Below are 23,468 nucleotides of genomic sequence, written 5' to 3'. Positions count from 1 at the left end.
CAAATTGGAGATCGGGCGCGGCAAATCTCGATACAACTCTGCCCTACGAGGTGCTGTCCGGGCTTTCCGGACGGAGAATTGGGAAGCCGGTGCGATTCCGGCGCTGCCCCCGCAACGGTCATGGGATTCGCGGGCGTAACATCTGCCACTGGGAGGAGGACCCGGGAAGGCGTTGCGCTCCGACCAGCAGGTCACCCCCAGAGCCCGGAAACCAGCCTCGGCAGATATCGTCAACCGCGGGCGGCGGTTTGGGCATCTTGAAAAGGACGCGGGCACCTCCCTCGCGGCCTCACGGGATCCCATTGCCGTTTGCACTCTACCAACAGGGCGAAGGTTCACACGTGTGAACTTTGTCACGGAGCCAGGAAATGCACAGCAATATCAACACGCTGATCGCTAACCACCGCGCAGGACATGCACTTGATCAGGCGTTTTATACCGATGCCGAGGTGTTTCAGACCGATCTTCAGGAGATCTTTTACAAAGAATGGCTTTTTGCCATTCCCGCCTGCGAGCTGGACAAGCCAGGGAGCTACGTCACCCATCAGGTTGGCAACTACAATGTGATCATCGTGCGCGGTGCAGACAATGTCATTCGGGCTTTCCACAATGCTTGTCGTCACCGTGGCTCGGTGATCTGCAAGGCGAAGAAAGGCAACAACCCTAAGCTCGTCTGCCCCTATCACCAGTGGACTTATGAACTGGACGGTCGTCTGCTGTGGGCGCGTGATATGGGGCCTGATTTCGAGCCGAGCAGACATGGGCTCAAGACGGTCCACTGCCGTGAGCTTGCTGGGTTGATCTATATTTGTCTCGCCGATGAGGCCCCGGATTTTGAACGGTTTGCCGAGGTCGCCCGCCCCTATCTGGAGGTTCATGACCTCTCGAACGCCAAGGTCGCCCATGAAAGCTCCATCGTGGAGCGCGGCAACTGGAAGCTGGTCTGGGAGAACAACCGCGAGTGCTACCACTGCGGCGGCAATCACCCCGCGCTCTGCCGGACCTTCCCGGATGATCCCTCCGTGACGGGCATCGAAGGTGGCGAGACCCCGAGCAATTTGCAGGCTCATTTCGACCGCTGTGAGCAGGCTGGGATGCCTTCGGGGTTCCACCTCAGCGGTGATGGCCAGTTCCGTGTCGCGCGCATGCCCCTGAAAGAAGGCGCTGAGAGCTACACGATGGACGGCAAGACCGCCGTGCGTCGCTGGCTGGGCCGTGCAGCCTTTGCGGATGCGGGCTCGTTGCTCAAGTTCCACTACCCGACCACTTGGAACCACTTCCTGTCGGACCATTCGATCGTGTTCCGGGTCACGCCCATCAGCCCCACGGAAACCGAGGTGACGACAAAATGGCTGGTTCACAAAGACGCGGTTGAAGGTGTGGATTACGATCTACAGCGGCTCACCGAGGTTTGGATTGCCACCAATGACGAAGACCGCGAGGTTGTGGAGTTCAACCAGATGGGGATCAACTCGCCGGCCTATGAACCGGGGCCCTATTCCCCGACCCAAGAGAGCGGCGTCCTGCAATTTGTGGAGTGGTATCTCTCTACCCTCAAACGCAACAGCGGCCCACACGCCGTCGCAGCGGAGTGACCCTGATGCCCAGAAACAGCGAACGTACCGTCTGGACTGATGCGGAGATGCTGGAATGCGTCTCCATCATTCCCGAAATGGACAACACGGCATCTTTTACCTTCAAGGCGCCCTCGGGGGCCCTGTTTGAGTATGACGCAGGCCAGTTCATGACCTTGGAAATTCCGGTGCCAGGTGGGCCATTGCACCGAACCTACACGATCTCCTCTTCGCCCTCGCGGCCGCGGACGATCACCATTACCGCCAAGGCGCAAGCCGACAGCATCGGCACCCGCTGGATGCTGGACAACCTGCGCCCTGGCAGCCGCATCAAGGCGCTTGGCCCTGCGGGACTCTTCACCAACGCAGGAAGCATGGCGAAGAAATTCCTGTTTATCTCGGCGGGCTCTGGCATCACGCCGATGATGTCGATGACCACGAATATGTGGGATGATGGCGACAATCTTGATATTGTGTTTGTGAACTGCGCCAAACGGCCCTCCGAGATCATATTCCGCCAGCGGCTCGAGCAAATGGCGAGCCGTTCCGAAGGGTTGGATCTGAAGTTCGTGGTCGAGGAACCGGATCCCTATCGCCCCTGGACCGGCTATCAGGGCATGTTCAACCAGCTGATGCTGGGCCTCATGGCGCCTGACTATCTGGAGCGCGAGGTCTATTGCTGCGGGCCGGAGCCTTTCATGCAGGCGGTGCGCGACGCACTGGCGGGTCTTGGCTTTGACATGGATAACTACCATCAGGAGAGCTTCCATGCGCCGGTCGAAACCTCTGCCGAACAGCCGGACTTTGACGACGTGGTGCCTGATGATGACACCAAGGCGGAGGTAACCTTTGCAGCCTCGGGCGTGACCGCAAAGGTCGCGGAGACCGACACCATTTTGGCGGCGGCGCGCGCAAATGGGCTCAATATCCCCTCAGGCTGCACTTTTGGTGTCTGTGGCACCTGCAAGGTGAAGAAAACATCGGGCGAGGTGCATATGGTCCACAACGGGGGCATCTCGGATGATGACATCGATGCGGGCTATATCCTCGCCTGCTGCTCCAACCCGATCGGCAAAGTCGCAGTCGACATATAAGGCCTCGCGCAAGGCACGAGGCAAAACGCCGCGTCCCATGTTGGGCGCGGCGTTTTCCATTGTGTCGGGCGCGTATGAGATCCTGGACGAGTTGTCGCATTACATTCATATGAAGTGCTTATCAGGTTCATATGAAACTAAACGATTCATCCATTCGCCAGAGACACCTCGGAGTATTTTGCTCTTCTGACGCCCATATGCCTGGCGTTCGTCATGCAGGAGGTCGCCCATGACTGCGACTGCACAGGGGCAGGCCATCGCACTCGAGCAGGTGCGCAAGGTTTGGGGCGAGACTGTCTTGCTCGAAGGTCTCAGCCTTGACGTTCCTGCGGGATCATTCACTGCGGTGCTGGGTCCGTCGGGATGTGGCAAATCCACGACGCTTCGCATCATAGCAGGCCTTGAGGCGGTGACGACGGGGCAGGTTCGGATCGGGAACCGCGATGTGACCCAGATGAGCCCTGCGCAGCGTGGCATTTCCATGGTGTTTCAGTCCTATGCCTTGTTTCCCCACCTTACCGTTGCGGAAAACATTGTTTTTGGTCTGAAAGTTGCAGGGCTGCCGCGACGCGAGCGTCAGCGCCGTCTGAAGGATGTGGCCGACCTTCTCGAACTTGGCCCCTATCTCGGACGTAAACCTGCGGCGCTTTCAGGAGGCCAGCAGCAACGGGTGGCCCTGGGGCGGGCTGTGATCTCGCAGCGCCCGGTTTGCCTGATGGATGAGCCTCTCTCCAATCTGGACGCCCGATTGCGCGACGAGATGCGGCGTGAAATCCGCCGTCTGCAGCTCGCGCTCGGTTTCACGATGGTCTATGTGACCCACGATCAGACCGAGGCGATCACCATGGCTGATCGCGTGGTCTTGATGAACAAAGGCCAGATTGAGCAAGTCGCCGCCCCGGAAGAGATCTACAACCGTCCCGCGACGCCCTTTGCGGCGCGGTTTATCGGTAACCCGCCGATGAATCTTCTGTCTCCTGCAGCCTTTGGGGCGGCGCTTGAGGCCGCGCCCGAGAGTCTTCGGATCGGGGTGCGACCCGAAGCACTCACGGAATCCGCCCAAGGCCCGATCCTCGCGGAGGTCAAAGGTGCGGAATTCCTCGGCGCGGACACTCTGGTAGAGCTGACCTGCGCAGGCGGCGACATTTTGGCCAAGCTGCCCGGCACACGCGGTCTTACCCCCGGCGAGACGCTGAGATTGGCGGTTCCGCCCGAGCAGATCCATGCCTTTGACCTGACACGGAACGCGCGTCTGGAAGATCCAGGCCTGATCGCGCGTCTGCAGGAGATTCACTCATGAGCCGTGGTCCGATGTGCGGATCCCCCGCGCTGGCGCGGCTTACTATTGGCTCCCGACTTTTCCAGAGGAGCGTTCAATGCCGGTACAAAGCTGGCTGTGATAGCGACGGAGAAACACCATGCTGATGACGAAATTCAAGGCGGCCGCTGCTGCCCTTGCCTTTGCTGCGGCCCCGGCCGCAGCGGATGTGGACCTGGAATTCTATTTCCCGGTGGCCGTTGGCGGAGCTGCGGCCGACACCATCGAAGAGCTGACCGCGCAATATGTGGCCGAGAACGAGGGTGTGAACATCGAAGCGATCTACGCGGGTTCCTATCAGGACACGGTCGCCAAGGCTCTGACCGCTGCGCGGGGCGGAAACGCGCCGCAGCTGTCGGTGATCCTGTCGGTTGATATGTTCACCCTCCTGGACGAAGACCTCATCCTGCCGTTCGATGACTTTGCCACCAGCGCAGAGGACAAGGCCTGGCTCGACTCCTTCTACCCCGCGTTTATGGAAAATTCCCAAACTGGTGGAAAGACTTACGGTATTCCGTTCCAACGCTCGACTCCTGTTCTCTATTGGAACAAAGAGGCCTTTGAAGCCGCCGGTCTCGATCCTGAAACGCCCCCGGCGACCTGGGACGAGATGGTCGAGATGGGTAAGAAGCTTACGCTCAAAGACGACGCGGGCAATGTGACCCAATGGGGTGTGCGCATCCCATCTTCGGGGTTTCCGTATTGGTTGTTCCAGGGGCTGACCACCGAGAATGACGCCATCCTTGCCAATGCCGATGGCAATGAGGTGAATTTCGATGATCCCAAGGTTGTGGAAGCGCTCGACTATCTGGTGGATCTGTCCAAAACGCATGAAGTGATGGCCCCCGGCATCATCGAATGGGGCGCAACGCCCAAAGCGTTCTTTGAAGGCCAGACCGCGATGATGTGGACCTCGACTGGCAACCTGACGAATGTTCGCAACAATGCGCCTTTTGACTTTGGTGTCGCGATGCTGCCCGCCAACAAACGTCGCGGAGCGCCGACCGGCGGTGGCAATTTCTACCTCTTCAAAGGCGCATCGGACGCCCAGGCAAAGGCCGCATTTGATTTTGTCAAATGGATCTCCGCCCCGGAACAGTCGGCCAAATGGACCATCGCCACGGGCTATGTCGCCCCGCGTCCCGAAACCTGGGAGAGCGAAGCGATGAAAGCCTACGCTGCTGAATTTCCCCCGGTTCTCGTTGCTCGTGATCAGCTTGAGCACGCGGTTGCGGAGCTTTCGACCTATGAAAATCAGCGTGTGACCCGCATTTTCAACGATGCGCTTGCCGCTGCGATCACCGGTCAGAAAACCGCCGAAGAAGCCTTGAAAGAAGCGCAGGCGAAGGCAGACGCGATCCTTCAGGACTACCGTTAAGTTTACGATCGGCGCGCGGCCCCACCTCGGGTGGCGCGCCTCATTTCTGGAGACGCCCTGATGCTGCAAACAAGAAGCTGGATACATGCATGGCTCCTGCTGTTTCCGGGGCTTGTGTTTCTCATTGCCTTTACCCATCTGCCTGCGCTCACTACCTTGTGGAGCAGTTTTTTCACGACGCCTCGCGGGCGGCGCCCGGCCAAATGGGCAGGGCTTGAAAACTACGAGACGCTGATCGCCGATCCAGTTTTCTGGAAAGTCCTTTGGAATAACGCGATTTATGCTGCTGGAACGATCCCGCTGTCGGTGGTGATAGCGCTTCTAATGGCGCTTTGGGTCAATCGGCAGATGGTCGGACGGGGCTTTGTGCGGATGGCCTATTTTACTCCGACCGTGCTGCCCATGATTGCCGTCGCAAATATCTGGATGTTCTTCTACACCCCCGGTTTTGGCCTCATTGACCAGATCGGTGGCGCCTTTGGCTTTGCGCAGACCAATATTCTCGGCTCGGCAAATTCAGCGCTTTGGGGAGTGATGGTTGTCACCATCTGGAAAGAAGCCGGGTTCTTCATGATTTTCTACCTTGCGGCACTGCAAACCATCCCCACCACATTGGTCGAGGCCGCTCGGGTCGAGGGCGCCGGAAGCTGGACGATTTTTCGTCGCATCACGTTGCCGCTTCTGATGCCGACCACGCTGTTTGTGTCGATCAACGCGGTGGTGAACTCCTTTCGGATGGTGGACCATATTTTCATCCTCACCGGGGGCGGGCCGGACAATGCCTCCTCGCTCTTGCTGTTTTACATCTATGAGGTCGCCTTTCGGTTCTGGGACACGGCCTATGCTGCGACGCTCACGGTGGTGTTGCTGGTGTTCCTGATCGTGCTTGCGATTGGGCAGTTCTTTCTCTTTGATCGCAAGGTTCACTACAGATGAGCGCAGATCGTTTGCTAAACACGCTTGGAGCCTGGCTTCTGGCCTTGGTCTGGATCTTGCCGCTTGCCTATGCGGTTTGGACTGCAATCCATCCGGCGGCTTATGAAGCACGCTTTGATCTCTTTGCGCCCCTCTCGTTGGAAAATTTCGCCAAAGCCTGGAATGCTGCTCCCTTTGGGCGCTATTTTCTCAACACCTTCGTGTTGGTGACGGTCATCCTATTTGGGCAGATCGTTCTGTGTACCTTGGCCGCCTATGCCTTTGCCCGCTATCAGTTTCCGGGCCGCAATGTCTTGTTTGCGCTTGTGCTGATGCAGCTTCTGATCATGCCCGATATTCTCATCGTGGAGAATTACAAGGCGATCCGGTTTCTCGATCTTGTCGATACGATCCCCGCGATTGCCCTGCCATACATCGCCTCGGGATTTGGTATTTTCCTTCTTCGCCAGACTTTTATGTCTGTCCCAAAAGAGCTGGAAGAAGCGGCGCAGATCGAGGGGATGTCCACGCTGGGGATCCTGATCAAGGTCTATATGCCCTTGGCGATCCCGACTTATCTTGCCTATGGCCTGGTGTCGGTGAGCCACCATTGGAACAACTTCCTCTGGCCGCTCATAATTACGAACTCGGTTGAGACCCGGCCAGTGACCGTGGGATTGAGCATCTTTTCCGCCATCGACTCCGGTGTGGAATGGAGCGTCATCAACGCGGCCACGCTCATGACGTCAGGCCCGCTTCTCCTCGCGTTTTTGCTTTTTCAGCGCCAATTTGTGCAAAGCTTCATGCGCGCCGGGATCAAGTAGGGCGCGGCCTAGCCCGTCATATCGATCTCGAGCAGCATCGGACCATTGAGTGGGAGGATCTCGGACAACGCGTTCTGAAGTTGCTCTGGTGCGATCCGCCGAAAATCGAGCCGGTATGCGGCGGCAGCTGCCTCAAAATCAGGTGCAGAAGGGTGGCAGCCTGTCGGAGAGATTCCTGCGGCCTCCATTGCGTTCGAGATTTCCAGGAACGCATTGTTGTTCCAGACGACAAACAGGATGGGCAGGTTTTCATCGCGGGCAACGCCAAGCTCTGGCAGCGTGAACTGCGCACCGCCGTCGCCCATCAGCGCGACCACCGGTGCCGATGGATCGGCAAGAGCGGCGCCAATCGCGGCGGGGATTGCGTAGCCGAGGGCCCCAAAACCAGTCGCGCCGTTGAACCAGCCTCCGGGGCGGTTGTGGTCATAATAGAGGTTGGCCGCATAGACCGCTTGCGTGGAATCCCCGACAAAAATAGCGTCTGGACAAGCATCCCTCAGCGTCTCGATCTGCGATACGAAACGCGCATACCCGGGTGTCAGCGCTTCGATTTCGGCGCGCGCCGCAAGGCGCGCCTTTTCTGCACGCTCAGATCCACGCGCATTTGATTTTCCCGGGGATTGTTCGGCCAGAACGGGTAGAATTTCGTTCAGATCCCCGGTGAGCCTGCAGGCAGCCTCATGGCGCGAGAGTTGATCGTCACAAATGTCGATCCGCAGAAGGTTGCTCATCTCCGGATAGGTCCCGGTCGCATACATGTCGTAGTCGGTTGGCCCCATTTCGGTTCCAAGAGCCAGAACACAATCCGCTTCCGCAATGAGATCTCGCACCGATTGAAGGGACGGACTGGCTGGAACCGTCAGGGGATGTGCATGCATCAGGCCACGCGCATTCACGGTCTGGACGACGGGCGCATCGAGCCTTTGTGCCAGTTTCAAGAGCGCAAGGTTCTGCGTGCGGCAGCCGCCCCCCGCGAGGATCACAGGACTCTCGCATCGGGCCAGGGCATCCAGGATCGGAGTCAGATCGCTTGCAGCCTTTGGCTCTGGATCCGGGATCGTCACCGTTTCGGACGCCGGTAGGGTCATGACGTCCGTCGGCACTTCGACGTGGACCGGGGCAGGGCGCCCTTGAAGAGCGCCAAACACGCGGGCCATCACCCCTTCGAGCGCCGATGCGTCTTCGACTTGCTCGGCATGTTTGGATATCGTTTGCGACAGACCCAGTTGATCTGGCAACTCATGCAAGAGGCCGAGACCCTTGCCAAGACTGTCGCGCCGGTTGACGCCGGTGACCACGATCATTGGAATGCTGTCCGCGCGGGCCTGCGCCATCGGGGTCAACGTGTTGATCAAACCCGGTCCGGTGATCACGAAGACAACGCCGGGCTTGCCAGCGATACGGGCATATCCGTCTGCCATAAATCCCGCACCCTGTTCATGACGCGGTGTGATATGACGGATACCTGCGCCTTCGATGCCACGATAGAGCTCGATGGTGTGCACGCCGGGGATGCCAAAGATGATCTCGGTGCCCTGCTCAACAAGGGTTTGTGCCAAGGCGTGTCCGACTGTTCGCATAGGGGCGTCCTGATTTTAAGAGTGTGTTTAAGTGTCTGAATGCGGGCCGATAATGCCCATGATCGTTGTCTCGGCGATTTCGATCAGTTGTGCGGGGGGCAACATGTCGGGGAGCATCGAGCCTTCGAGCCAGAGGCCGTCCAGAACCGCGTTGCAGGCAATCGCCTTGGCCTCGATCTGGTCGGGTGTTGAATGCGAGTCCGCCGCCTGCAGCGCGTCTTTGATTAGGGTCTCCAACGTGGCCCGAAACCCCAGATAAGTGTCGATGTGGATCTGCTTCATGCGCGCGTCATGGGGCACCATCTGAATGAAACCAGCCCAGATCTGGAGGCTCTCGCTTTTGGTGACAGGCAAAGACAACGTGTCGTGGATACACTGGCGCATCCTGTCGATGGGCGAGCGATCGGAATCTCCGGCTGACGCAAGCGATAGTTGAGCCATCCGCTGCATGTGATGCGCATATGCGGCATACATGAGATCTTCTTTTGTGTTGAAGTGATGGCGGATCAGGCTGAAGGCTACACCGGCTTCGGCCGAGATTTCACGCACGGTTGCCCCCATGACACCCTTGCGCGCGATCACACGAAGCGTCGCCTCAATCAACTGCTCGCGCCGCTGTTCGGGGTTCTCTCGGCGAAATTTGGGTTTTTGGGGGTCGGTCTTCGTCATCTGCTCTCACTCCGTTGCTGTACACTTGTACAATACTGGTTGTAGGTCAAGTGAAATCAGAATGTGGGCCCAGAGAGCGGACGCAAAAGACCCCTTGGGTGACGAAGCACCCAAGGGGCTGGTTGAAGTCGTTTGCGCAATCGCGCGCGGCGGCGTTAGAACAGCGTCACATTGTCTGCGGCTGCGGGTTTGCGTGCAGGAGCCGCCTGCGTCCGTGCAACGGCTGCGCGCTCCTCTTCACCCAGACGTCTGTCATCTGCCACATGTGTCTGCTGCGCAGCACCAGAACAGGCGTGAAAGCGCACGCGTCTCGCCGAGGTGCCGCCAACCGAAGACGAGATTACGGGAATGCCTTCATCCCGCAAAAACCTTTGCACAAAATCTGCGTTGTTCGCCCCAATATCCGAGAGGTTCGCGGACATTTTGGCCCCGCCAAAAACCTTGGCCTTGAGGTTGGAGCGCAGAGCTCCTTTCTTCATGATGCCGTTGATCAACAGCTCCATGGCGTGCACACCATATCTAGCGCTCACCCCGCCTGAGCCTGCGGAAGAGGCCAGCAGGAAGTGGTTCATCCCCCCAACACCGACCTGTTCATCATAGATGCAAGCCGCAATACAGGAGCCCAAAACGGTCGAGAACACCACCTTTGGATCTGTCGTAACCTTGTAGTCACCCTGGAGAACGGTGACAGTACTCGTATTTTGAAAAACGTTCGACAAAGCGGCTTCCTTCCAGATGTCTCGTCTTAAGTCTTGGATGCTTGCAGAATTGCGTTGGCCATCCTGGCCAGGGGAACTTGTTTTTGAGCAGCGCCAATTTCCCAGGCAACCCGCGGCATTCCGTAGACCACGGCGGTTTTCTCGTCTTGGGCGAAGGTTGTGGCCCCCGCTTTGCGCAGGTCCAACATGCCCTTGGCCCCATCTTGCCCCATACCAGTTAATATTGCGGCAACAACATCTCGCGCAAATGGCACGGCGGACGAAAACAACGCGTCAACCGATGGGGTGTGACCCGAAATGTTTGGCCCTTCTTTCATTCGAATTTTGAAAGGTTTGCGCGGCGTGACGCCCATGTGTCGAGGTTGGCCAGCCGCAATGTAGACGTGTCCACTCTGCAAAGTGATATTGTCGTCCGCCGCCACCACCTTGGCCGGACAGATCCGATCCAGAAGCGACACCAGACCGGTGCCAAAGCTTTTCCCTGTGTGCTGGACAATCAAGGTCGGTGGGCAGTTTATCGGGAACCCCACCAGAACATTCCGCAGCGCCTCAACCCCGCCAGTGGAGGATCCAATCAGGATGACCTTCTTGAAGTCATCTCTGCCGACCGGAGGCTTGTTTGCTGCTGCTCTTGGAGCGTTGCGGCGCGGTGCTTTGATCATCATGTCAAAGTACTGGATGAACTGGCGCGGGCTGTCGGATTTTGTCAGTTCGAAGATACCCGCGCCAACATTCAACAGCGGCGAAGAGCGGCGTGCAGGTGTCGAGTTTTGGTCATCCATGACCGAGACCCAACGTACGTCGAGTGCAGAAAACAACGCCAGCATCATCTCGAACTCTGGCAGCTTGGTAAAGCCATCTTCCACAAAGGCAAAACTCGGCTGGCCTGCCTCGGCCTGATTGTAGGCCATCATCAGATTATTCGCCAACAACACTTGCAACCCCGGGTAAGCAGCTTCCATCTGGCTCTGCAGTGTCCGAGCAAAGTTGCGATCCGTTGTGACTATCAAAACGCTCAATGAAGACAATTTCTTATCCGTCTGTTTGTGCCGGAAGACCGGGAAGTTCGTATTTGGCGAAGAGGAGAGACTCTACTGCGAGCTGCGTTTTCGCCTGCTCATTCAAAAGTCTTGCCAAAGGTCTCGCGCAGCGGACCCTGTCGATGTGGCAATGGGCGGTGGAGGATCAAAGGCGATGTCTTCGCCATGAGCCGAGGCTCGCGGCGTTTCGGGCCTGCGGTCATCGGCCGGTTGCGCGCGCTTTGGCGCAGAGGCTTGGCCCGTCTCAAAGTGGGAAACCAGCTCGGCCAGTTTGTTGGCATCTGATTTCAAGAGGTGGCTGGCGGCTGTTGACTCTTCGACCATGGCGGCATTTTTCTGCGTCACTTGGTCAAGCTGGGTCATACCGTCGTTGATTTCGCTCAATCCGGCGGATTGATCTGTCGCGCCTTGGGCGATTTCCGAAACCAAGCTCGAGATATGCGACACCCGCTCCGCGATGGATCTCAGGGAGTCTCCCGCCGCGTCAACGAGTTCGACGCCTTCGCCCACTTGCTGTGTCGACTCTGAAATCAGGTTCTTGATTTCGAGTGCGGCCTGAGAGGATCTCTGCGCAAGACCGCGCACTTCTGACGCGACCACTGCAAACCCGCGACCTGCTTCTCCGGCCCGTGCAGCTTCAACACCGGCGTTCAGGGCAAGCAAGTTCGTCTGGAAGGAAATATCGTCGATCACCGAAATGATCTGGGAGATCTTGGCGGAAGATGTCTCGATCTTCGTCATCGCATCCACGGCATTGCGCACGACCTCGTCGCTCTTTTCAGCCTCGCCGCGCGCCTGCTTCACGATGTCTTCGACGTTTCGCGCGCCTTCAGCGGCTGACTTCACGCTTGCCGTCAGCTCATCCAGAGCAGCAACCGTTTCTTCAAGGGTCGCGGCCTGGGATTCCGTGCGCGACGACAGGTCATCTGATGCTTGACTGATTTCGTCAGCGCCGGAGCGAATTCCATCCGCCGTCTCGGTGACCTGGCTGACCACGTCGCTCAATTCCGTTAGCGCGGAGTTGAAGTCTGATCTGAGTTTTTCGTAGTCCGCATCAAAAGGTTCGGTGATGCGATGTGCGAGATTTCCGTTTGCAACCTGCACAAGCCCCTCACTGATGTGACGCACGACTTCAGCTTGTTGCTCTTGCAGGTGTTGCCTGTGGGCATCGGCATCTTTGGCGCGCTGTAGATCGCCCTGCATGGTGCGCAGAATTTGCCCCATGTGGCCAAATTCATCTGCGCGATCCGCTTCGGGAATAGGAGCATCAAGTTGGCCTTCGCTGATCTCACTCATGCGCGCGCAAAGTCCGTCGATAGGCTTGAGGAAACTGCGGGCAAACCACCAGCCAATCCCTGTCATAACAAGAGCGCTTGCAAGCGATGTCAGGATCAAGAGCATCCGGTCTCCACGAACCGGTGCCAGAACCTCGTCGCGGTCCTGCTCGACGGCGAGAATCCACACTTTTTCTTCAATCGGCAGTTGACGTGCCATGGCAACGACGGGTTTGCCGCGAATGCCTGTGGCATTGCTGTCAAAGATCTGTGGTTCGGTCGCCGCCCGCTCTTGCAGAGAGAATGCCAGATCCTCCAGAACGTTGTGTCCGTCGTCGAATCTGGATTGCGACCGTGCCTTGCCGTCTGTTCCGACAACAAACACCTCGGTACTCACTCCCAAGCCCTCTGCGGGCGAGATAATCTCGCTCACGAGCGTGTCAGGGATCTGTAGGATAAAGACACCAACCAGCTGACCACTGCTGGCGACGATCTGGGTGCCGACAAACGCCATCGGCGTGTCATCTCGCGGCGCAAAGTGCTCAAAATCCGAAAAGAGGACCTCTTCGGGTGCCGCGGTCATGATCCGCTTAAATGTCGCGGCGAGATTGCTGGTCTGATGCGGGCCGGACAAGAGGTTGCTGCCATAGTCGTCCTGCTTGGCGACGCTATAGATGACGTCCCCCGCGATATTCACCAGATAGGCGTCGCTGTATCCCTTGGAAATCAGCAGCGACCGGAAGGAGGGGTGAAAGTTCGCGTGGTGGATGTTGTAGGGAATCGTCTTTTGCGCGCGTTCCATCATGAAGCGTTCATGTGGGGGGTGCGGGTTTTCAGAAATGTACATCTGGCGCAGCGTCTCAGCCGGAGAATCGCTCACCCCGCTCCACGCCGCAGAGATCCGCTGTGCCGCGGTTGCGGTGGAGGGCAGCTCGGCAAGCACTTCGACATCCGCGCGCATGGTCTGGAAAAGCGCCTCGAGAACTGAAGCGCGATCCGCAGCGATCGATTCGAAGCGATTCTCTACTGTTATCCATGCGTTGCGTTGATAGTTCACGGTGCTCACCGTCACCAGAATCGCGCTGGCCAGCAGCGCGAAACCCACAAGAAACGCGGGTAATTTGTAGCGTATCTTTAGCTGAGAGAGTGCGATCATAAGGAACTCCAAAGGAACGCACCAAGCCTGATGCGCGAATAGACTTGGGAATATGTCTCTCTCATCAGGGGTTAATTTGCCCCTTACGCGTGAAGATTTGATGCGAGCAGATTTGCCTTTGGCAGATCCTATAGCGTTAGAAGCGCGCGAGGAGGTCAATCCGCGCAGCTATCATACTGTGACTCTAGAGGGGCGCACATTCCCTTCAATTCGCGCGCTGGCGGCTTTTTCAAAATTTGGTGTGTCCGGCTGAATGGCGGAAATCAAATGTTAAGGCCCTGAAGCTAATACTGCCCTCATCGAACCAATATCAATCGCCTTAAACGGGGGTGCGAATCGCGAAAATGACCACCGAAACGCAAAAGCATACTCTGGATTTGCCCAATGCATTCGCGGATCTAGACCCACTGGTCGCATTTCTCAACGCCTCACGTGACAAGGCTGTTGAGGTCGATTGCAGCAAGGTTGCGGTAATGCCGTCACGCTGCCTGCAACTGCTTTTGGGAGCAGAACAACAGTGGCGCTCCGAGGGCTTGGGTTTCTCGGTCACTAACGTCAACGAGGGGTGCCGAAAATCCCTCACCCTTCTGGGTTTGGAACCCAACCGATTTGAAGACGAGGAAACAGTATGAAAACCAAAGTTCTGGCAATCGACGACTCCCGGACGATCCGAAACCTGCTGGCAGCAACGCTGGAAGAGGCCGGTTTCGAATATCACTGCGCGGTAGATGGGCGTGAGGGCGTTGACATGTACGACGACGTTGCCCCCGACGTTGTGATTACAGACATCAACATGCCCAATCTCGACGGCTTTGGTGTGATCGAGGAGTTGCGCGGCGACGGTATCAACTCCAAGGTTCCGATCCTTGTTCTGACGACCGAGAGCGCGCCCGAGATGAAAGCGCGTGCCCGTGATGCCGGCGCAACCGGTTGGATCACCAAACCCTTTGATGACCAATCCCTGATCTTCGCGCTCAAGCGCGTTACAGGAGCGGTCGCATAAGATGTCGGGGTCGATTCAAGATACATTCTTTGAGGAGTGCGAAGAGCTCCTTGAGGCAATGGATGAGGGTCTGACCGCTATCGAAGGAGGCGATCACGATCCCGAAGTTGTCAATGCCGTCTTCCGGGCTGTGCATTCGATCAAAGGTGGTGCCGGTGCGTTTGGCCTCGATGACCTGGTTGCATTTGCACACAAGTTCGAAACCGTCTTTGACGAAGTGCGGTCCAACAAGCTGCAACTCGACACCAAGCTCATTCAGCTGCTCTTGCGCTGCAGCGACCATCTCTCTGACCTGGTCTCCGTGTCGCGGGATGGCGGCAGTGTGGACGAGGAACACAACGATGTCCTGATCGCGGGTCTGGAAGAATACCTGGATGAGGAAGAAGAGGAACTCACCTTTGAGCCCATGGGGCTTGGTGGGCCTTCGGTTCCATTGCCGCTGGCGATGGAAGAGGAAAAAACCTACGAGATCCGTTTCCGGCCCCTCAAGGAAATGTTTGGGACAGGCAACGAGCCGTTCTTCCTGTTTCAGGCTCTCTCGGAACTTGGACCGCTTGAGGTTGTTCTGGATGACACGGAACTTCCCGGGTTTGATGCAATGGCGATGGACGACAGCTATCTTGCATGGAACCTGACCCTGACCACGACAGAACCGAAATCTGCGGTTGAAGCAGTATTCGAGTTTGTCGAAGGCTTGTGTGAACTCTCGATAACGTCTGACAAGGACGAAGAGGAGGATGCCGCTGCCCTGGCTGCGCTGAACGCCGCATTTGGTGTCCCCGGAGATAGTGCCGAGCCCGAGACGCCAGCCCCTTTTGACGTGCCGGCACCTGCAGAGGCGACTCCCATGGCAACATCTGAAACGACGCAAAAGGTCGAAACTGTCAAGCCAGAGAGCAACAAGTCAGAACAACGCGGACCAAAGCCGACCCTGCGTGTTGATCTGGAGCGGGTGGACCGGCTGATCAACGCGGTTGGCGAACTTATCATTAACCATTCGATGCTCGCGCAGCAGATTGCAAATCTGGATGTGGCTGATCTTCGGGATGTGGAGACCGAGTTGGAGGGGTTCAAAAACCTCGCACGCGACATCCAAGAAGGTGTGATGTCAATTCGCGCGCAACCGGTGAAGCCCTTGTTCCAGCGCATGGCTCGGATCGTCCGAGAAGCGTCTTCGGCGACAGAAAAATCTGCCAAGCTGATCACGGAAGGTGAGAACACTGAAGTCGATAAGACGGTCATCGAACGGCTTTCTGATCCGTTGACTCATATTCTGCGCAATGCGGTCGATCACGGGATCGAGAAACCCGAAGATCGCGAAGCAGCGGGCAAAAATCGTACCGGCGAAATTCGCCTCTCGGCGTCGCATCGCTCGGGCAGTGTCTGCATCGAAATCAAGGACAATGGTGCCGGGATCAATCGCCCGCGTGTGAAGCAGATCGCGATCGAAAAGGGCCTTATCCCCGAAAATGCTGACCTGACGGATGCAGAGATCGACAACCTTCTGTTCCTGCCGGGGTTTTCGACGGCCAAAGAAGTCTCGAACTTATCTGGACGTGGCGTCGGTATGGACGTGGTCAAGAACGCGGTGACAGCACTTGGCGGCCGGATCAATGTCTCGTCCACACCTGGCAAGGGCTCCACATTCACCATCATCCTGCCGCTTACCTTGGCGGTCATGGACGGCATGGTGGTGTCGGTCGCAGATCAGACCATGGTAGTTCCGATCACCTCGATCATCGAGACGATGCGCGGCAGTGATGACATGATCAACAGCCTAGGTGCGGATGGCACGCTGCTGTCCATTCGCGGAAATTTTGTTCCCATCTGCGACGTGGCAGGCGCGCTTGGATTGCGTAAGCCCGAAGGCGACAAGCCGCCCGGTGTTTACCTGTTGGTTGAAACGGAGACAGGGCAACGCAGCGCCCTTGCCGTTGATGACATTCACGACCAACGACAGGTCGTGATTAAAAGCCTCGATGGCGTCTGTGGGAATATCCCGGGCGTCGCGGCGGCGACGATCCTGGGCGATGGCAAGATCGCCATGATCTTGGACTCAGAAAGTATCATCGCCGCCTCGCCGACATCGGCCACCTTTGATTCAGATCGGAGAATGAGCAATGCAATCGCAAGCTGAAGTTAAAATTGGCGACCAGGAGGTCAAACATGCTCAGCAGAGCGAGTTTGTAAGCTTCACGGTTGCTGGTCAGGCTTTCTGCCTGAAAATCACCCAAATCCGGGAAATCCGTCGCTGGGCGCCGGTGACCATTCTGCCCCATGCACCGATGGATGTTCTGGGCGTGATGAACCTGCGCGGCGCCGTGATCCCGATCTATGATCTTTCCGCACGGTTCGGTCTGCAACAGACCGAGGCCAGCGAGCGCAATGTGGTGATCGTGGTCGCCGTGCATGGCAAGCCTGTTGGTTTGTTGGCGGAATCCGTATCCGAGATCATCTCTATCAATCCTGAAGAGATCCAGGACACACCGCCCGTCGATAGCCGATACACCATGGAGTATATTCAGGGGATCATCTCTCATGATGACACCATGGTCCGCATCATCAATCTCGACGCTGTAATTTCTGCACCGGAGCAAGGCCTGTCGTGAGTATTGCTGGTCCAATCGAACCCTTTGACGATGGCATTATCCTGTCTGATCAGGACTTTGAGGCCATCGCGCAGTTCGCGTACAAGCACTTTGGCTTGGCGATGTCTGCGAGCAAGAAACCTCTGGTTTCTTCTCGTTTGTCGCGGAAGCTGAGAAAGCAGAACATCAAGGTGTTCAAAGAGTATCTGAAGCAACTCGATGGGCCTAATGCGGATCAGGAGAGAAGCGAACTTCTTTCTCTACTGACCACAAATGTGACGCAGTTCTTTCGCGAGCCGCATCACTTTGAAACACTGCGCAACGATGTTCTGCCGCCTTTGCTTGAAAAGGCTAAAAAAGGTGGGCGTGTACGCATCTGGTCGGCCGGGTGTTCGATCGGACAGGAGCCTTACACGATTGCAGCGGTGCTGCATGACATGTGTCCAGATGCGGATCGCTACGACATCAAGATCCTCGGCACTGATATCGATCCGGTTGTGGTGAAGACCGCCGAGCAGGGCCAATACCCGCTCGAGGATTTTGAGGGCATCCCAAAGCAATACAAGATGAAGCTCGAACCGGGATCGAAGCAGGGCACGGGCCGCGTGCCGCAGCATCTGCGCCAAAAGGTCACTTACGGTGTGCTGAATCTCATTGAGCCGTTCCCATTCAAAGGGAAGTTCGATGCAATCTTTTGTCGCAATGTCGCAATCTACTTCGACAATCCAACCCAACAAAAAGTGTGGCAGGCGTTCCAGCGCACACTCAATCCAGGCGGGTACCTCTTCATAGGTCACTCAGAACGAATGTCCGGCCCGGCAGCTCAACATCTTAAAACGGTCGGCATCACAACATACGTCAATACCCCAGGCTAGTTTCACTCACGGTTAGCCAAGACGAGAACACAAGGAAAAAACGATGAGCTTGAAAGACTCTCTGCGCGTGATGGTTGTCGATGACATGTCGACCAGCCGAGGCATTCTTACTCAGTGTCTCGATGAACTCGGCGTTAAGAACTATCTCGTCGAAAACAACGGACAATCCGCGTTCCAGAAGCTTGCGACGAATCCCGTGCACTTGGTCCTTTCGGACTACAATATGCCCGGCATGGATGGCCTCGGGCTTTTGCAGGCGGTGCGCGGCAATGCTGCAACCCAACGCGTTGGGTTCATCCTGGTGACAGGCAAACCCACACCGGAGGTCATTGAGGTTGGCAAAAAGCTTGGTTTGAACAACATCATTCGTAAACCGTTCACCGTTGCGTCGATGCGTCAGGCAATCGAGCAAGTTGTGGGGCGTTTGTGAGATGGGCACAAGTTCTTCCAAACCGCTCGATACTGTTTATGCAAACTCGGCGCGTGAAATGCGCCAGTTGCAGAAACAGCTTCAGCAGCTTGAAGATACCGTGCTGACGATCGTCGAGCGTCGAACCCCGCCCACAAGCGCTGAAATCAGAGAGCTGCAAGACTTCGATCTTATTTCGCAGACGCTTGGTGGTATGTCCGTTTTCTTCGACAAACTGCGTGAGCAAGTTGGGACCGAGGATTGCACGGATATCGAACGCGCAACCGAAGGGGTGACCCTTCAGCTTTTGCGAGACAGACTCCGGGAACGTCAGGAGCTCTTTGAGCTCTGACGTCCGGCTCTCGATTCTTCGGCCTTGCAGCATGCTCCGGGTTGTACCAAGGGGGATGCTGCAGGGCCGATTGCTTTGCATGGGTCATGAGAGTGCGGTCGCGCAATTGCGTGCTGACCGGTGCGCGAGCCCTGGCGGTTGACGCGCGGAGTGGCTTACCAGCGGATATCACTTGGATACCTGCAATTGGGGGGTCGCGTTTGCTTCGCCCAGATCGCTCCCAGCAGTGGCGGCGCCACTTCGTTGACCTTAATGTTGAAAATTATGAGAGTAGAAGGGTGCGCAATGCCTTGGCTTTAGCGCAGTCACGGAGTGTCGCGACTGGCGCTTTTCCCAATAACCTAGCCGAATTGGTGGTGATTTGCCCCAACTAAGCGTCTGCTGCGGATCCCTCAGGCTCCCCAGGTGTCAGACAGCCGGTAGCCTTCGGGCCAGGGATCTTCGGGGTCGAGCATATGTTGGTGTATGCCGGTAACCCAACCGCGGCCGCTGATTTCTGGAATGATCGCCGGCTTCGTGCCAACCTGCGTGACGTCCAAGATCTGGCCCGTAAAACTCGACCCGATGATAGAAACCGCTTCAAAGCTCTGGCCCGCCGTCATCTGACCGCGCGCAGACATCAACGCCATTCGTGCTGACACTGCCGTGCCGGTAGGGGAGCGATCGACTTTGCCAGGTTGAATGGCGACGGCAGATTTGCTGGTGAAACCTGTTTCAGTTTCACGAAGCGGGCCGCAGAACGCGCAGAAGGAAATGTGATCCCATTCCGGATTTTCGGGGTGGCAGAACCCAAGCTGTTCGTTGGCTGCGTCAGTGATACGCACACCGAGATTGGCGATGTCCTTGGCTTCGACCTCTGTGATCTCGAATCCGAGAGCCTCGGCATCAACGATCACAAAACTGTCGCCTCCGTAGGCTGTGTCGACGGTAATGGTCCCAAGCCCTTTGACGTCGAGCGGCACTTGGATCTTGTCGGCAAAACTCGGTAGGTTCTGCACGAAAATGCGCCTTGCCTTGCCATCGTGACACTCGGCCCGGACTCTGACGAGGCCGCCGGGGGCTTCCAGAACCATATGGGTTTCCGGTTCCTGCATGGGCACAAGCCCACCGTCGAGCAAAACCGTTGAAACGCATATGGAATTTGAACCCGACATCGGTGGCGTATCTTCAGGTTCCATAATGATCCAGGCCGCCACGGCTTCTGGGTGTTTGGGGGGAACCAAAAGATTCACATGGCGAAACACGCCGCCGCGTGGCTCATTCAGGACAAAATTGCGCAAGGTTTCGTCATTGGCGATGAAATTGCGCTGTTCCCACAGCGTTTCACCCGGAGGTGGCAGCACGCCACCAACAATGACATCCCCGACTTCACCTTCTGCATGAGCGGAGATGACATGAATGGTTTTGGAACTGCGCATGAGGTATTTCCTAGTTTAGAACCGGCTGGCCCGATAGGGATCAAGCGAGATCGGGCTGCTGTTTTTGTTGATCAAATCCCGCACAAGCTCGGCGGTGGCGGCGGATTGTGTCAGCCCCAAATGCCCATGACCAAAGGCATAAATCACATTGTCAGACTTCGGAGAGCGACTGATCACCGGAAGAGTGTCCGGAATCGAGGGGCGGTACCCCATCCATTGGCGCCCGCCCGCGGTGTCCAAGCCGGGCAGAAAGCGCTTGGCTTTCTCCAGCAGGATCTTGGCGCGTCGATAATTGGGTGGCAGTTTCAACCCGCCAAGTTCAACAGCGCCTCCAACACGGACGCCGCCGTTGATCCGGCTGACCACAAAGCCGTGGGCGCCAAATGTCAGATGAGTTCGCACGTCGAAGGCCCCAGCGGGCAATGTGGTGTTGTATCCGCGCTCGGTCTCAAGCGGGATCCGGTCCCCCAGCGTGCGCGCCAGATGGTGGGACCAAGCGCCAGCCGCGACGATGACTTTGTCTGCAGTAAGGGATCCGCCGTCGTGCGTCAGCTGGACCCTGTCGCCGACAGTTGAGATGGACTGTATATCGCAATCCACAATCTCGCCCCCCGCGTTCACAACGCTCTGGGCCAGATGCTCTGTCCAGATCTGAGGATCGGTCGTGTTGATCCAATCGGGGGTGAATCCTGCATGGGTAAATCGACGATCAAGTCCCGGCTGAATTTCGGCAATTTCCTCGGGGCTGCGCAGAAGGTCATATTTGATCCCATACTGGCCGCGCAGTTCCCAGCCGGGCAGGCTGTCGCGAAATTGGGTCTCCCCCTCAAAGAGCTGCAATTGTCCATCGCGCTGAATAAGATGTTCGGCGCCATGCGTTGCAATCTGTCGCTCCAGCGCGGATCTGGACAGGTCCATGAGGGCACTTTGTGCCGCGACAGAGGTCTCAAAACGGTCACGCCAACTGGCGCGCCAGAACCGGAGCATCCATGGCGCGATTTTCAACGCGTAGCGGGGCGGGATCGACAATGGGCCAAGCGGATCGAGCAGCCATTTTGGCGCTTTGCGCATGATGCCGGGCGTGGCCAGCGGCATCACATCCGTAAAGGCAAAGGCACCCGCGTTGCCCTTGGAGGTTTCCGCAGCCACACCGCTGCGATCCAGAACCCGGACGCGATGCCCTTGCTGGACCAACTCAGCAGCAATGCTGATGCCAATAATACCGGCGCCAATAACAACAATATCCTGCGACATGGGTACGGCTCTCTGAAATGGTACAGATAAGGGGCCGGGTGGCCCCATGACTTTGTATGAGGCGGTCAGGTGATCCCGGCTTTGAAGGGGTCTTGTGTTGCAAACAGCAATGTTGCCTCCGCCATGACATAGGCCTGGCCAGTGATGCGCGGGATCACCCCGCCCGTCGGGCCATTCCTGTAGGAGAGCGTGTAGGCGCTTCCGATGACGCTTTCGAGCACAATCTCCGTGCCTTCCGCCAATTGGCCTGACGCGGCAAGGCAGGCCACAAAGCCGGAGCTGCCGGTCCCACATGGCGATCGGTCATATTCGTTGTCGGGGCAGAGCACAAAGTTGCGGCTGAAGCTGCTGGCATTCGGGCTGGCGCCACGCAGGATCACATGATCCACGGCTTCGCCATCCGGGCCGCAGACGCCGTTTTGCACGCAGGCCTCTCTGATCGCGATCGACAGTTCGGTGAGCGTTGCAATATTGCCGGTCGACACTTCGATCGGTGCATCGCAGATAAAGAACCAATTGCCGCCATAGGCCAAGTCGCCGGTAAAACTGCCGTGTCCTTTGACCTCGACAGAGACCGCGTGGTGAATGCGGCGGCTCTCAATGTTGGTTACAGAGACGGTGTTTGCATCGTGCAGTTCGACCGTCACGATCCCTGCAGGCGTTTCGATCTTATGTGTGCCAACGTCGATCCGGCCCAAATGCGCAAGCGTCACGGCAAGCCCAATGGTGCCATGCCCACACATGCCCAACACGGCGTCGGCATCGAAATATATCACCCCGGTGACACACTCGGGGTCCACGGGTTCAACCAATAGGGCGGCAACCATGCCCGGTTGGCCACGCGGCTCGAGCAGGACCGAGTCGCAAAACTCTGAATGCGCGCGCGACAGTGTTTCTGCCCGCACACAAAGCGGCCCCGATCCAAGATCGGGGCTGCCGTCAAGGATGACCCGTGTGGGCATCCCGCCGGTATGGCTGTCGATTACATGCATTCGGCGATAATCCCGCCTTGTTTGGACCAATCCGCAAACCAGGCGCGGAACAGGCTGTACTGTTGCTCACAATAGTTGCGCTGCGCGTCGGTCAGTTCATCGGTTTCGTTGAAGTGCAGACGGTATTCGTCCTCCCCGTTCAGAACCAACAGATATTTGTAGTAAAGAACCAGATCGGTGCCTTCGTCAAAGCTCGCCAACACGCCAAAGGCTTCTTCCAGTTCGCGCGCGCGCATCCGTGCCTCTGCATGGCCTTGGGCCGCTTTTTGCGACAATGCGGCCAGCAGCAGTGCTTCTTTGGGGAGTGCGGTGCCGATCCCGGTGATAGAGCCGGTTGCGCCACAGTTCACAAAGCCATGATAGACTTCGGTATCGACGCCGACCATCAAGGTCACCTGGTCGTCCTGGCTGGTAATATGCTCAGCTGCGTAGCGCAGATCGTCCTTGCCGCCGAACTCTTTGAAGCCGATCAGGTTGGGGTGCTCTGCACGCAGCGCAAAAAACAGATCCGCGCGCGTCGCAAACCCGTAGACCGGGCTGTTGTAGATGATAGCAGGCACGTCCGGCGCCGCCGTGAGGATTGCCTTGAAATGATTCTTTTGTGCTGTCACCGAGGTGCCGCGCGAAAGCACACGCGGGATCACCATAAGACCGGCTGCGCCAAATTTCTGCGCATGCGCAGCCAATGCGACGGCGGATTTGGAGTTGATCGCGCCGGTTCCAACAACCGTTGGCACACCAGCTTCGATCAGGCGTTCAACGCCGGTCATCCGGTCTTCGTCGCTCAGGAGGGGCCAATCACCCATCGAGCCGCAGTAGACCACTGCGGACATGCCCGCCTCGATCATCTCTTTGCCTTTTTTCACCAAGGCATCAAAGTCGGGTGTGCGGTCTTCTTTACACGGGGTCATGAGGGCGGGCATCGTGCCCGAGAAGATAGTTTGAGACATGCGTGCTCCTGTTTGCTTTGACGGGCAAGCGGGGTGCTGCCCTCCTGAGAATCCAGTCCAAACCGATGCAAGTGTCTGAACTCTCG

At 57.4% G+C, this 23,468-nt stretch carries 22 protein-coding genes and 1 riboswitch; of the genes, 13 read left to right on the top strand and 9 right to left on the bottom strand.

Annotated features, from left to right (window positions below):
• Window positions 1-31: 31 nt before the first annotated feature.
• A riboswitch (cobalamin riboswitch) is annotated at window positions 32-235 on the top strand.
• 133 nt (window positions 236-368) lie between these two features.
• The 6 genes from TM1040_RS01525 to TM1040_RS01500 all read left to right on the top strand — a co-directional run bounded on the left by TM1040_RS01525 (window position 369) and on the right by TM1040_RS01500 (window position 7,103).
• Complete coding sequence (locus TM1040_RS01525) at window positions 369-1,595, top strand: aromatic ring-hydroxylating oxygenase subunit alpha (protein ID WP_011536837.1); 1,227 nt, start codon at window positions 369-371, stop codon at window positions 1,593-1,595.
• A 5-nt stretch (window positions 1,596-1,600) separates the two neighbouring features.
• Window positions 1,601-2,668 (top strand): hybrid-cluster NAD(P)-dependent oxidoreductase, encoded by a 1,068-nt coding sequence (locus TM1040_RS01520; RefSeq protein WP_011536836.1) that lies wholly within the window; start codon window positions 1,601-1,603, stop codon window positions 2,666-2,668.
• A gap of 229 nt (window positions 2,669-2,897) precedes the next feature.
• Complete coding sequence (locus TM1040_RS01515; protein ID WP_011536835.1) at window positions 2,898-3,968, top strand: ABC transporter ATP-binding protein; 1,071 nt, start codon at window positions 2,898-2,900, stop codon at window positions 3,966-3,968.
• A 118-nt stretch (window positions 3,969-4,086) separates the two neighbouring features.
• On the top strand, window positions 4,087-5,364 hold the full coding sequence (locus TM1040_RS01510) for an ABC transporter substrate-binding protein (protein ID WP_011536834.1): 1,278 nt from the start codon (window positions 4,087-4,089) through the stop codon (window positions 5,362-5,364).
• A 60-nt stretch (window positions 5,365-5,424) separates the two neighbouring features.
• Window positions 5,425-6,300 carry a carbohydrate ABC transporter permease gene (locus tag TM1040_RS01505; RefSeq protein WP_011536833.1) on the top strand — a complete coding sequence of 292 codons (876 nt, stop codon included), beginning with the start codon at window positions 5,425-5,427 and terminating at the stop codon, window positions 6,298-6,300.
• A complete protein-coding gene (locus tag TM1040_RS01500) occupies window positions 6,297-7,103 on the top strand; it encodes a carbohydrate ABC transporter permease (protein WP_011536832.1) in 807 nt (268 codons plus the stop codon). Before TM1040_RS01505 ends, TM1040_RS01500 begins: the two co-directional genes overlap by 4 nt.
• An 8-nt stretch (window positions 7,104-7,111) precedes the next feature.
• Here the strand turns inward: TM1040_RS01500 and TM1040_RS01495 are convergent, their stop codons facing one another.
• The 5 genes from TM1040_RS01495 to TM1040_RS01475 form a co-directional block, all read right to left on the bottom strand.
• Window positions 7,112-8,683 (bottom strand): 5-guanidino-2-oxopentanoate decarboxylase, encoded by a 1,572-nt coding sequence (locus TM1040_RS01495; RefSeq protein WP_011536831.1) that lies wholly within the window; start codon window positions 8,681-8,683, stop codon window positions 7,112-7,114.
• A gap of 27 nt (window positions 8,684-8,710) precedes the next feature.
• Window positions 8,711-9,352 (bottom strand): TetR/AcrR family transcriptional regulator, encoded by a 642-nt coding sequence (locus TM1040_RS01490; RefSeq protein WP_011536830.1) that lies wholly within the window; start codon window positions 9,350-9,352, stop codon window positions 8,711-8,713.
• A 155-nt stretch (window positions 9,353-9,507) separates the two neighbouring features.
• Complete coding sequence (locus tag TM1040_RS01485; RefSeq protein ID WP_011536829.1) at window positions 9,508-10,071, bottom strand: chemoreceptor glutamine deamidase CheD; 564 nt, start codon at window positions 10,069-10,071, stop codon at window positions 9,508-9,510.
• A gap of 26 nt (window positions 10,072-10,097) precedes the next feature.
• Window positions 10,098-11,033 (bottom strand): CheB methylesterase domain-containing protein, encoded by a 936-nt coding sequence (locus tag TM1040_RS01480; protein ID WP_011536828.1) that lies wholly within the window; start codon window positions 11,031-11,033, stop codon window positions 10,098-10,100.
• A 159-nt stretch (window positions 11,034-11,192) separates the two neighbouring features.
• Window positions 11,193-13,541: a methyl-accepting chemotaxis protein gene (locus TM1040_RS01475; protein WP_011536827.1), complete on the bottom strand. Its 2,349-nt coding sequence runs from the start codon at window positions 13,539-13,541 to the stop codon at window positions 11,193-11,195.
• Window positions 13,542-13,885: 344 nt separating this feature from the next.
• On the opposite strand from TM1040_RS01475, the gene TM1040_RS01470 reads away from it, so the two are divergent.
• From TM1040_RS01470 to TM1040_RS01440, 7 genes are read left to right on the top strand one after another with little or no spacing between them, the layout of a single operon-like run.
• On the top strand, window positions 13,886-14,173 hold the full coding sequence (locus TM1040_RS01470) for an STAS domain-containing protein (RefSeq protein WP_005612862.1): 288 nt from the start codon (window positions 13,886-13,888) through the stop codon (window positions 14,171-14,173).
• Window positions 14,170-14,544: a response regulator gene (locus TM1040_RS01465; RefSeq protein WP_005612860.1), complete on the top strand. Its 375-nt coding sequence runs from the start codon at window positions 14,170-14,172 to the stop codon at window positions 14,542-14,544. The genes TM1040_RS01470 and TM1040_RS01465 overlap by 4 nt, the downstream gene beginning before the upstream one ends.
• Window position 14,545: 1 nt before the next feature.
• Window positions 14,546-16,681, top strand: a complete 2,136-nt coding sequence (locus TM1040_RS01460; RefSeq protein WP_011536825.1) for a chemotaxis protein CheA — start codon at window positions 14,546-14,548, stop codon at window positions 16,679-16,681.
• On the top strand, window positions 16,665-17,153 hold the full coding sequence (locus tag TM1040_RS01455) for a chemotaxis protein CheW (protein WP_005612856.1): 489 nt from the start codon (window positions 16,665-16,667) through the stop codon (window positions 17,151-17,153). Before TM1040_RS01460 ends, TM1040_RS01455 begins: the two co-directional genes overlap by 17 nt.
• Complete coding sequence (locus tag TM1040_RS01450) at window positions 17,150-18,007, top strand: CheR family methyltransferase (RefSeq protein WP_011536824.1); 858 nt, start codon at window positions 17,150-17,152, stop codon at window positions 18,005-18,007. Before TM1040_RS01455 ends, TM1040_RS01450 begins: the two co-directional genes overlap by 4 nt.
• A gap of 43 nt (window positions 18,008-18,050) precedes the next feature.
• Window positions 18,051-18,437, top strand: a complete 387-nt coding sequence (locus TM1040_RS01445; protein ID WP_011536823.1) for a response regulator — start codon at window positions 18,051-18,053, stop codon at window positions 18,435-18,437.
• A gap of 1 nt (window position 18,438) precedes the next feature.
• Window positions 18,439-18,768 (top strand): hypothetical protein, encoded by a 330-nt coding sequence (locus tag TM1040_RS01440; RefSeq protein ID WP_011536822.1) that lies wholly within the window; start codon window positions 18,439-18,441, stop codon window positions 18,766-18,768.
• 392 nt (window positions 18,769-19,160) lie between these two features.
• On the opposite strand, the gene TM1040_RS01435 is transcribed toward TM1040_RS01440, so the two are convergent.
• The 4 genes from TM1040_RS01435 to TM1040_RS01420 form a co-directional block, all read right to left on the bottom strand.
• Window positions 19,161-20,186: a trans-3-hydroxy-L-proline dehydratase gene (locus TM1040_RS01435; protein WP_011536821.1), complete on the bottom strand. Its 1,026-nt coding sequence runs from the start codon at window positions 20,184-20,186 to the stop codon at window positions 19,161-19,163.
• Between the two features lie 15 nt (window positions 20,187-20,201).
• Window positions 20,202-21,440, bottom strand: coding sequence for an NAD(P)/FAD-dependent oxidoreductase (locus TM1040_RS01430; protein ID WP_044026443.1), 1,239 nt, complete (start codon window positions 21,438-21,440; stop codon window positions 20,202-20,204).
• 65 nt (window positions 21,441-21,505) lie between these two features.
• On the bottom strand, window positions 21,506-22,432 hold the full coding sequence (locus TM1040_RS01425) for a proline racemase family protein (RefSeq protein WP_011536819.1): 927 nt from the start codon (window positions 22,430-22,432) through the stop codon (window positions 21,506-21,508).
• Window positions 22,423-23,382, bottom strand: coding sequence for a dihydrodipicolinate synthase family protein (locus TM1040_RS01420; RefSeq protein WP_011536818.1), 960 nt, complete (start codon window positions 23,380-23,382; stop codon window positions 22,423-22,425). The genes TM1040_RS01425 and TM1040_RS01420 overlap by 10 nt, the downstream gene beginning before the upstream one ends.
• Window positions 23,383-23,468: the final 86 nt, after the last annotated feature.

The organism is Ruegeria sp. TM1040 (assembly GCF_000014065.1).
Classification (GTDB): domain Bacteria; phylum Pseudomonadota; class Alphaproteobacteria; order Rhodobacterales; family Rhodobacteraceae; genus Epibacterium.
Note: the sequence above shows the minus strand (reverse complement) of the source record. Positions and strands in the feature narration are given on the sequence as shown.

Bases quoted from the DNA above. Each gene is read 5' to 3' on its own strand.
- TM1040_RS01525 (WP_011536837.1), top strand. From the start codon at position 369: ATGCACAGCAATATCAACACGCTGATCGCTAACCACCGCGCAGGACAT.
- TM1040_RS01520 (WP_011536836.1), top strand. From the start codon at position 1,601: ATGCCCAGAAACAGCGAACGTACCGTCTGGACTGATGCGGAGATGCTG.
- TM1040_RS01515 (WP_011536835.1), top strand. From the start codon at position 2,898: ATGACTGCGACTGCACAGGGGCAGGCCATCGCACTCGAGCAGGTGCGC.
- TM1040_RS01510 (WP_011536834.1), top strand. From the start codon at position 4,087: ATGCTGATGACGAAATTCAAGGCGGCCGCTGCTGCCCTTGCCTTTGCT.
- TM1040_RS01505 (WP_011536833.1), top strand. From the start codon at position 5,425: ATGCTGCAAACAAGAAGCTGGATACATGCATGGCTCCTGCTGTTTCCG.
- TM1040_RS01500 (WP_011536832.1), top strand. From the start codon at position 6,297: ATGAGCGCAGATCGTTTGCTAAACACGCTTGGAGCCTGGCTTCTGGCC.
- TM1040_RS01495 (WP_011536831.1), bottom strand. From the start codon at position 8,683: ATGCGAACAGTCGGACACGCCTTGGCACAAACCCTTGTTGAGCAGGGC.
- TM1040_RS01490 (WP_011536830.1), bottom strand. From the start codon at position 9,352: ATGACGAAGACCGACCCCCAAAAACCCAAATTTCGCCGAGAGAACCCC.
- TM1040_RS01480 (WP_011536828.1), bottom strand. From the start codon at position 11,033: ATGGAAGCTGCTTACCCGGGGTTGCAAGTGTTGTTGGCGAATAATCTG.
- TM1040_RS01475 (WP_011536827.1), bottom strand. From the start codon at position 13,541: ATGATCGCACTCTCTCAGCTAAAGATACGCTACAAATTACCCGCGTTT.
- TM1040_RS01470 (WP_005612862.1), top strand. From the start codon at position 13,886: ATGACCACCGAAACGCAAAAGCATACTCTGGATTTGCCCAATGCATTC.
- TM1040_RS01465 (WP_005612860.1), top strand. From the start codon at position 14,170: ATGAAAACCAAAGTTCTGGCAATCGACGACTCCCGGACGATCCGAAAC.
- TM1040_RS01460 (WP_011536825.1), top strand. From the start codon at position 14,546: ATGTCGGGGTCGATTCAAGATACATTCTTTGAGGAGTGCGAAGAGCTC.
- TM1040_RS01455 (WP_005612856.1), top strand. From the start codon at position 16,665: ATGCAATCGCAAGCTGAAGTTAAAATTGGCGACCAGGAGGTCAAACAT.
- TM1040_RS01445 (WP_011536823.1), top strand. From the start codon at position 18,051: ATGAGCTTGAAAGACTCTCTGCGCGTGATGGTTGTCGATGACATGTCG.
- TM1040_RS01440 (WP_011536822.1), top strand. From the start codon at position 18,439: ATGGGCACAAGTTCTTCCAAACCGCTCGATACTGTTTATGCAAACTCG.
- TM1040_RS01435 (WP_011536821.1), bottom strand. From the start codon at position 20,186: ATGCGCAGTTCCAAAACCATTCATGTCATCTCCGCTCATGCAGAAGGT.
- TM1040_RS01430 (WP_044026443.1), bottom strand. From the start codon at position 21,440: ATGTCGCAGGATATTGTTGTTATTGGCGCCGGTATTATTGGCATCAGC.
- TM1040_RS01425 (WP_011536819.1), bottom strand. From the start codon at position 22,432: ATGCATGTAATCGACAGCCATACCGGCGGGATGCCCACACGGGTCATC.
- TM1040_RS01420 (WP_011536818.1), bottom strand. From the start codon at position 23,382: ATGTCTCAAACTATCTTCTCGGGCACGATGCCCGCCCTCATGACCCCG.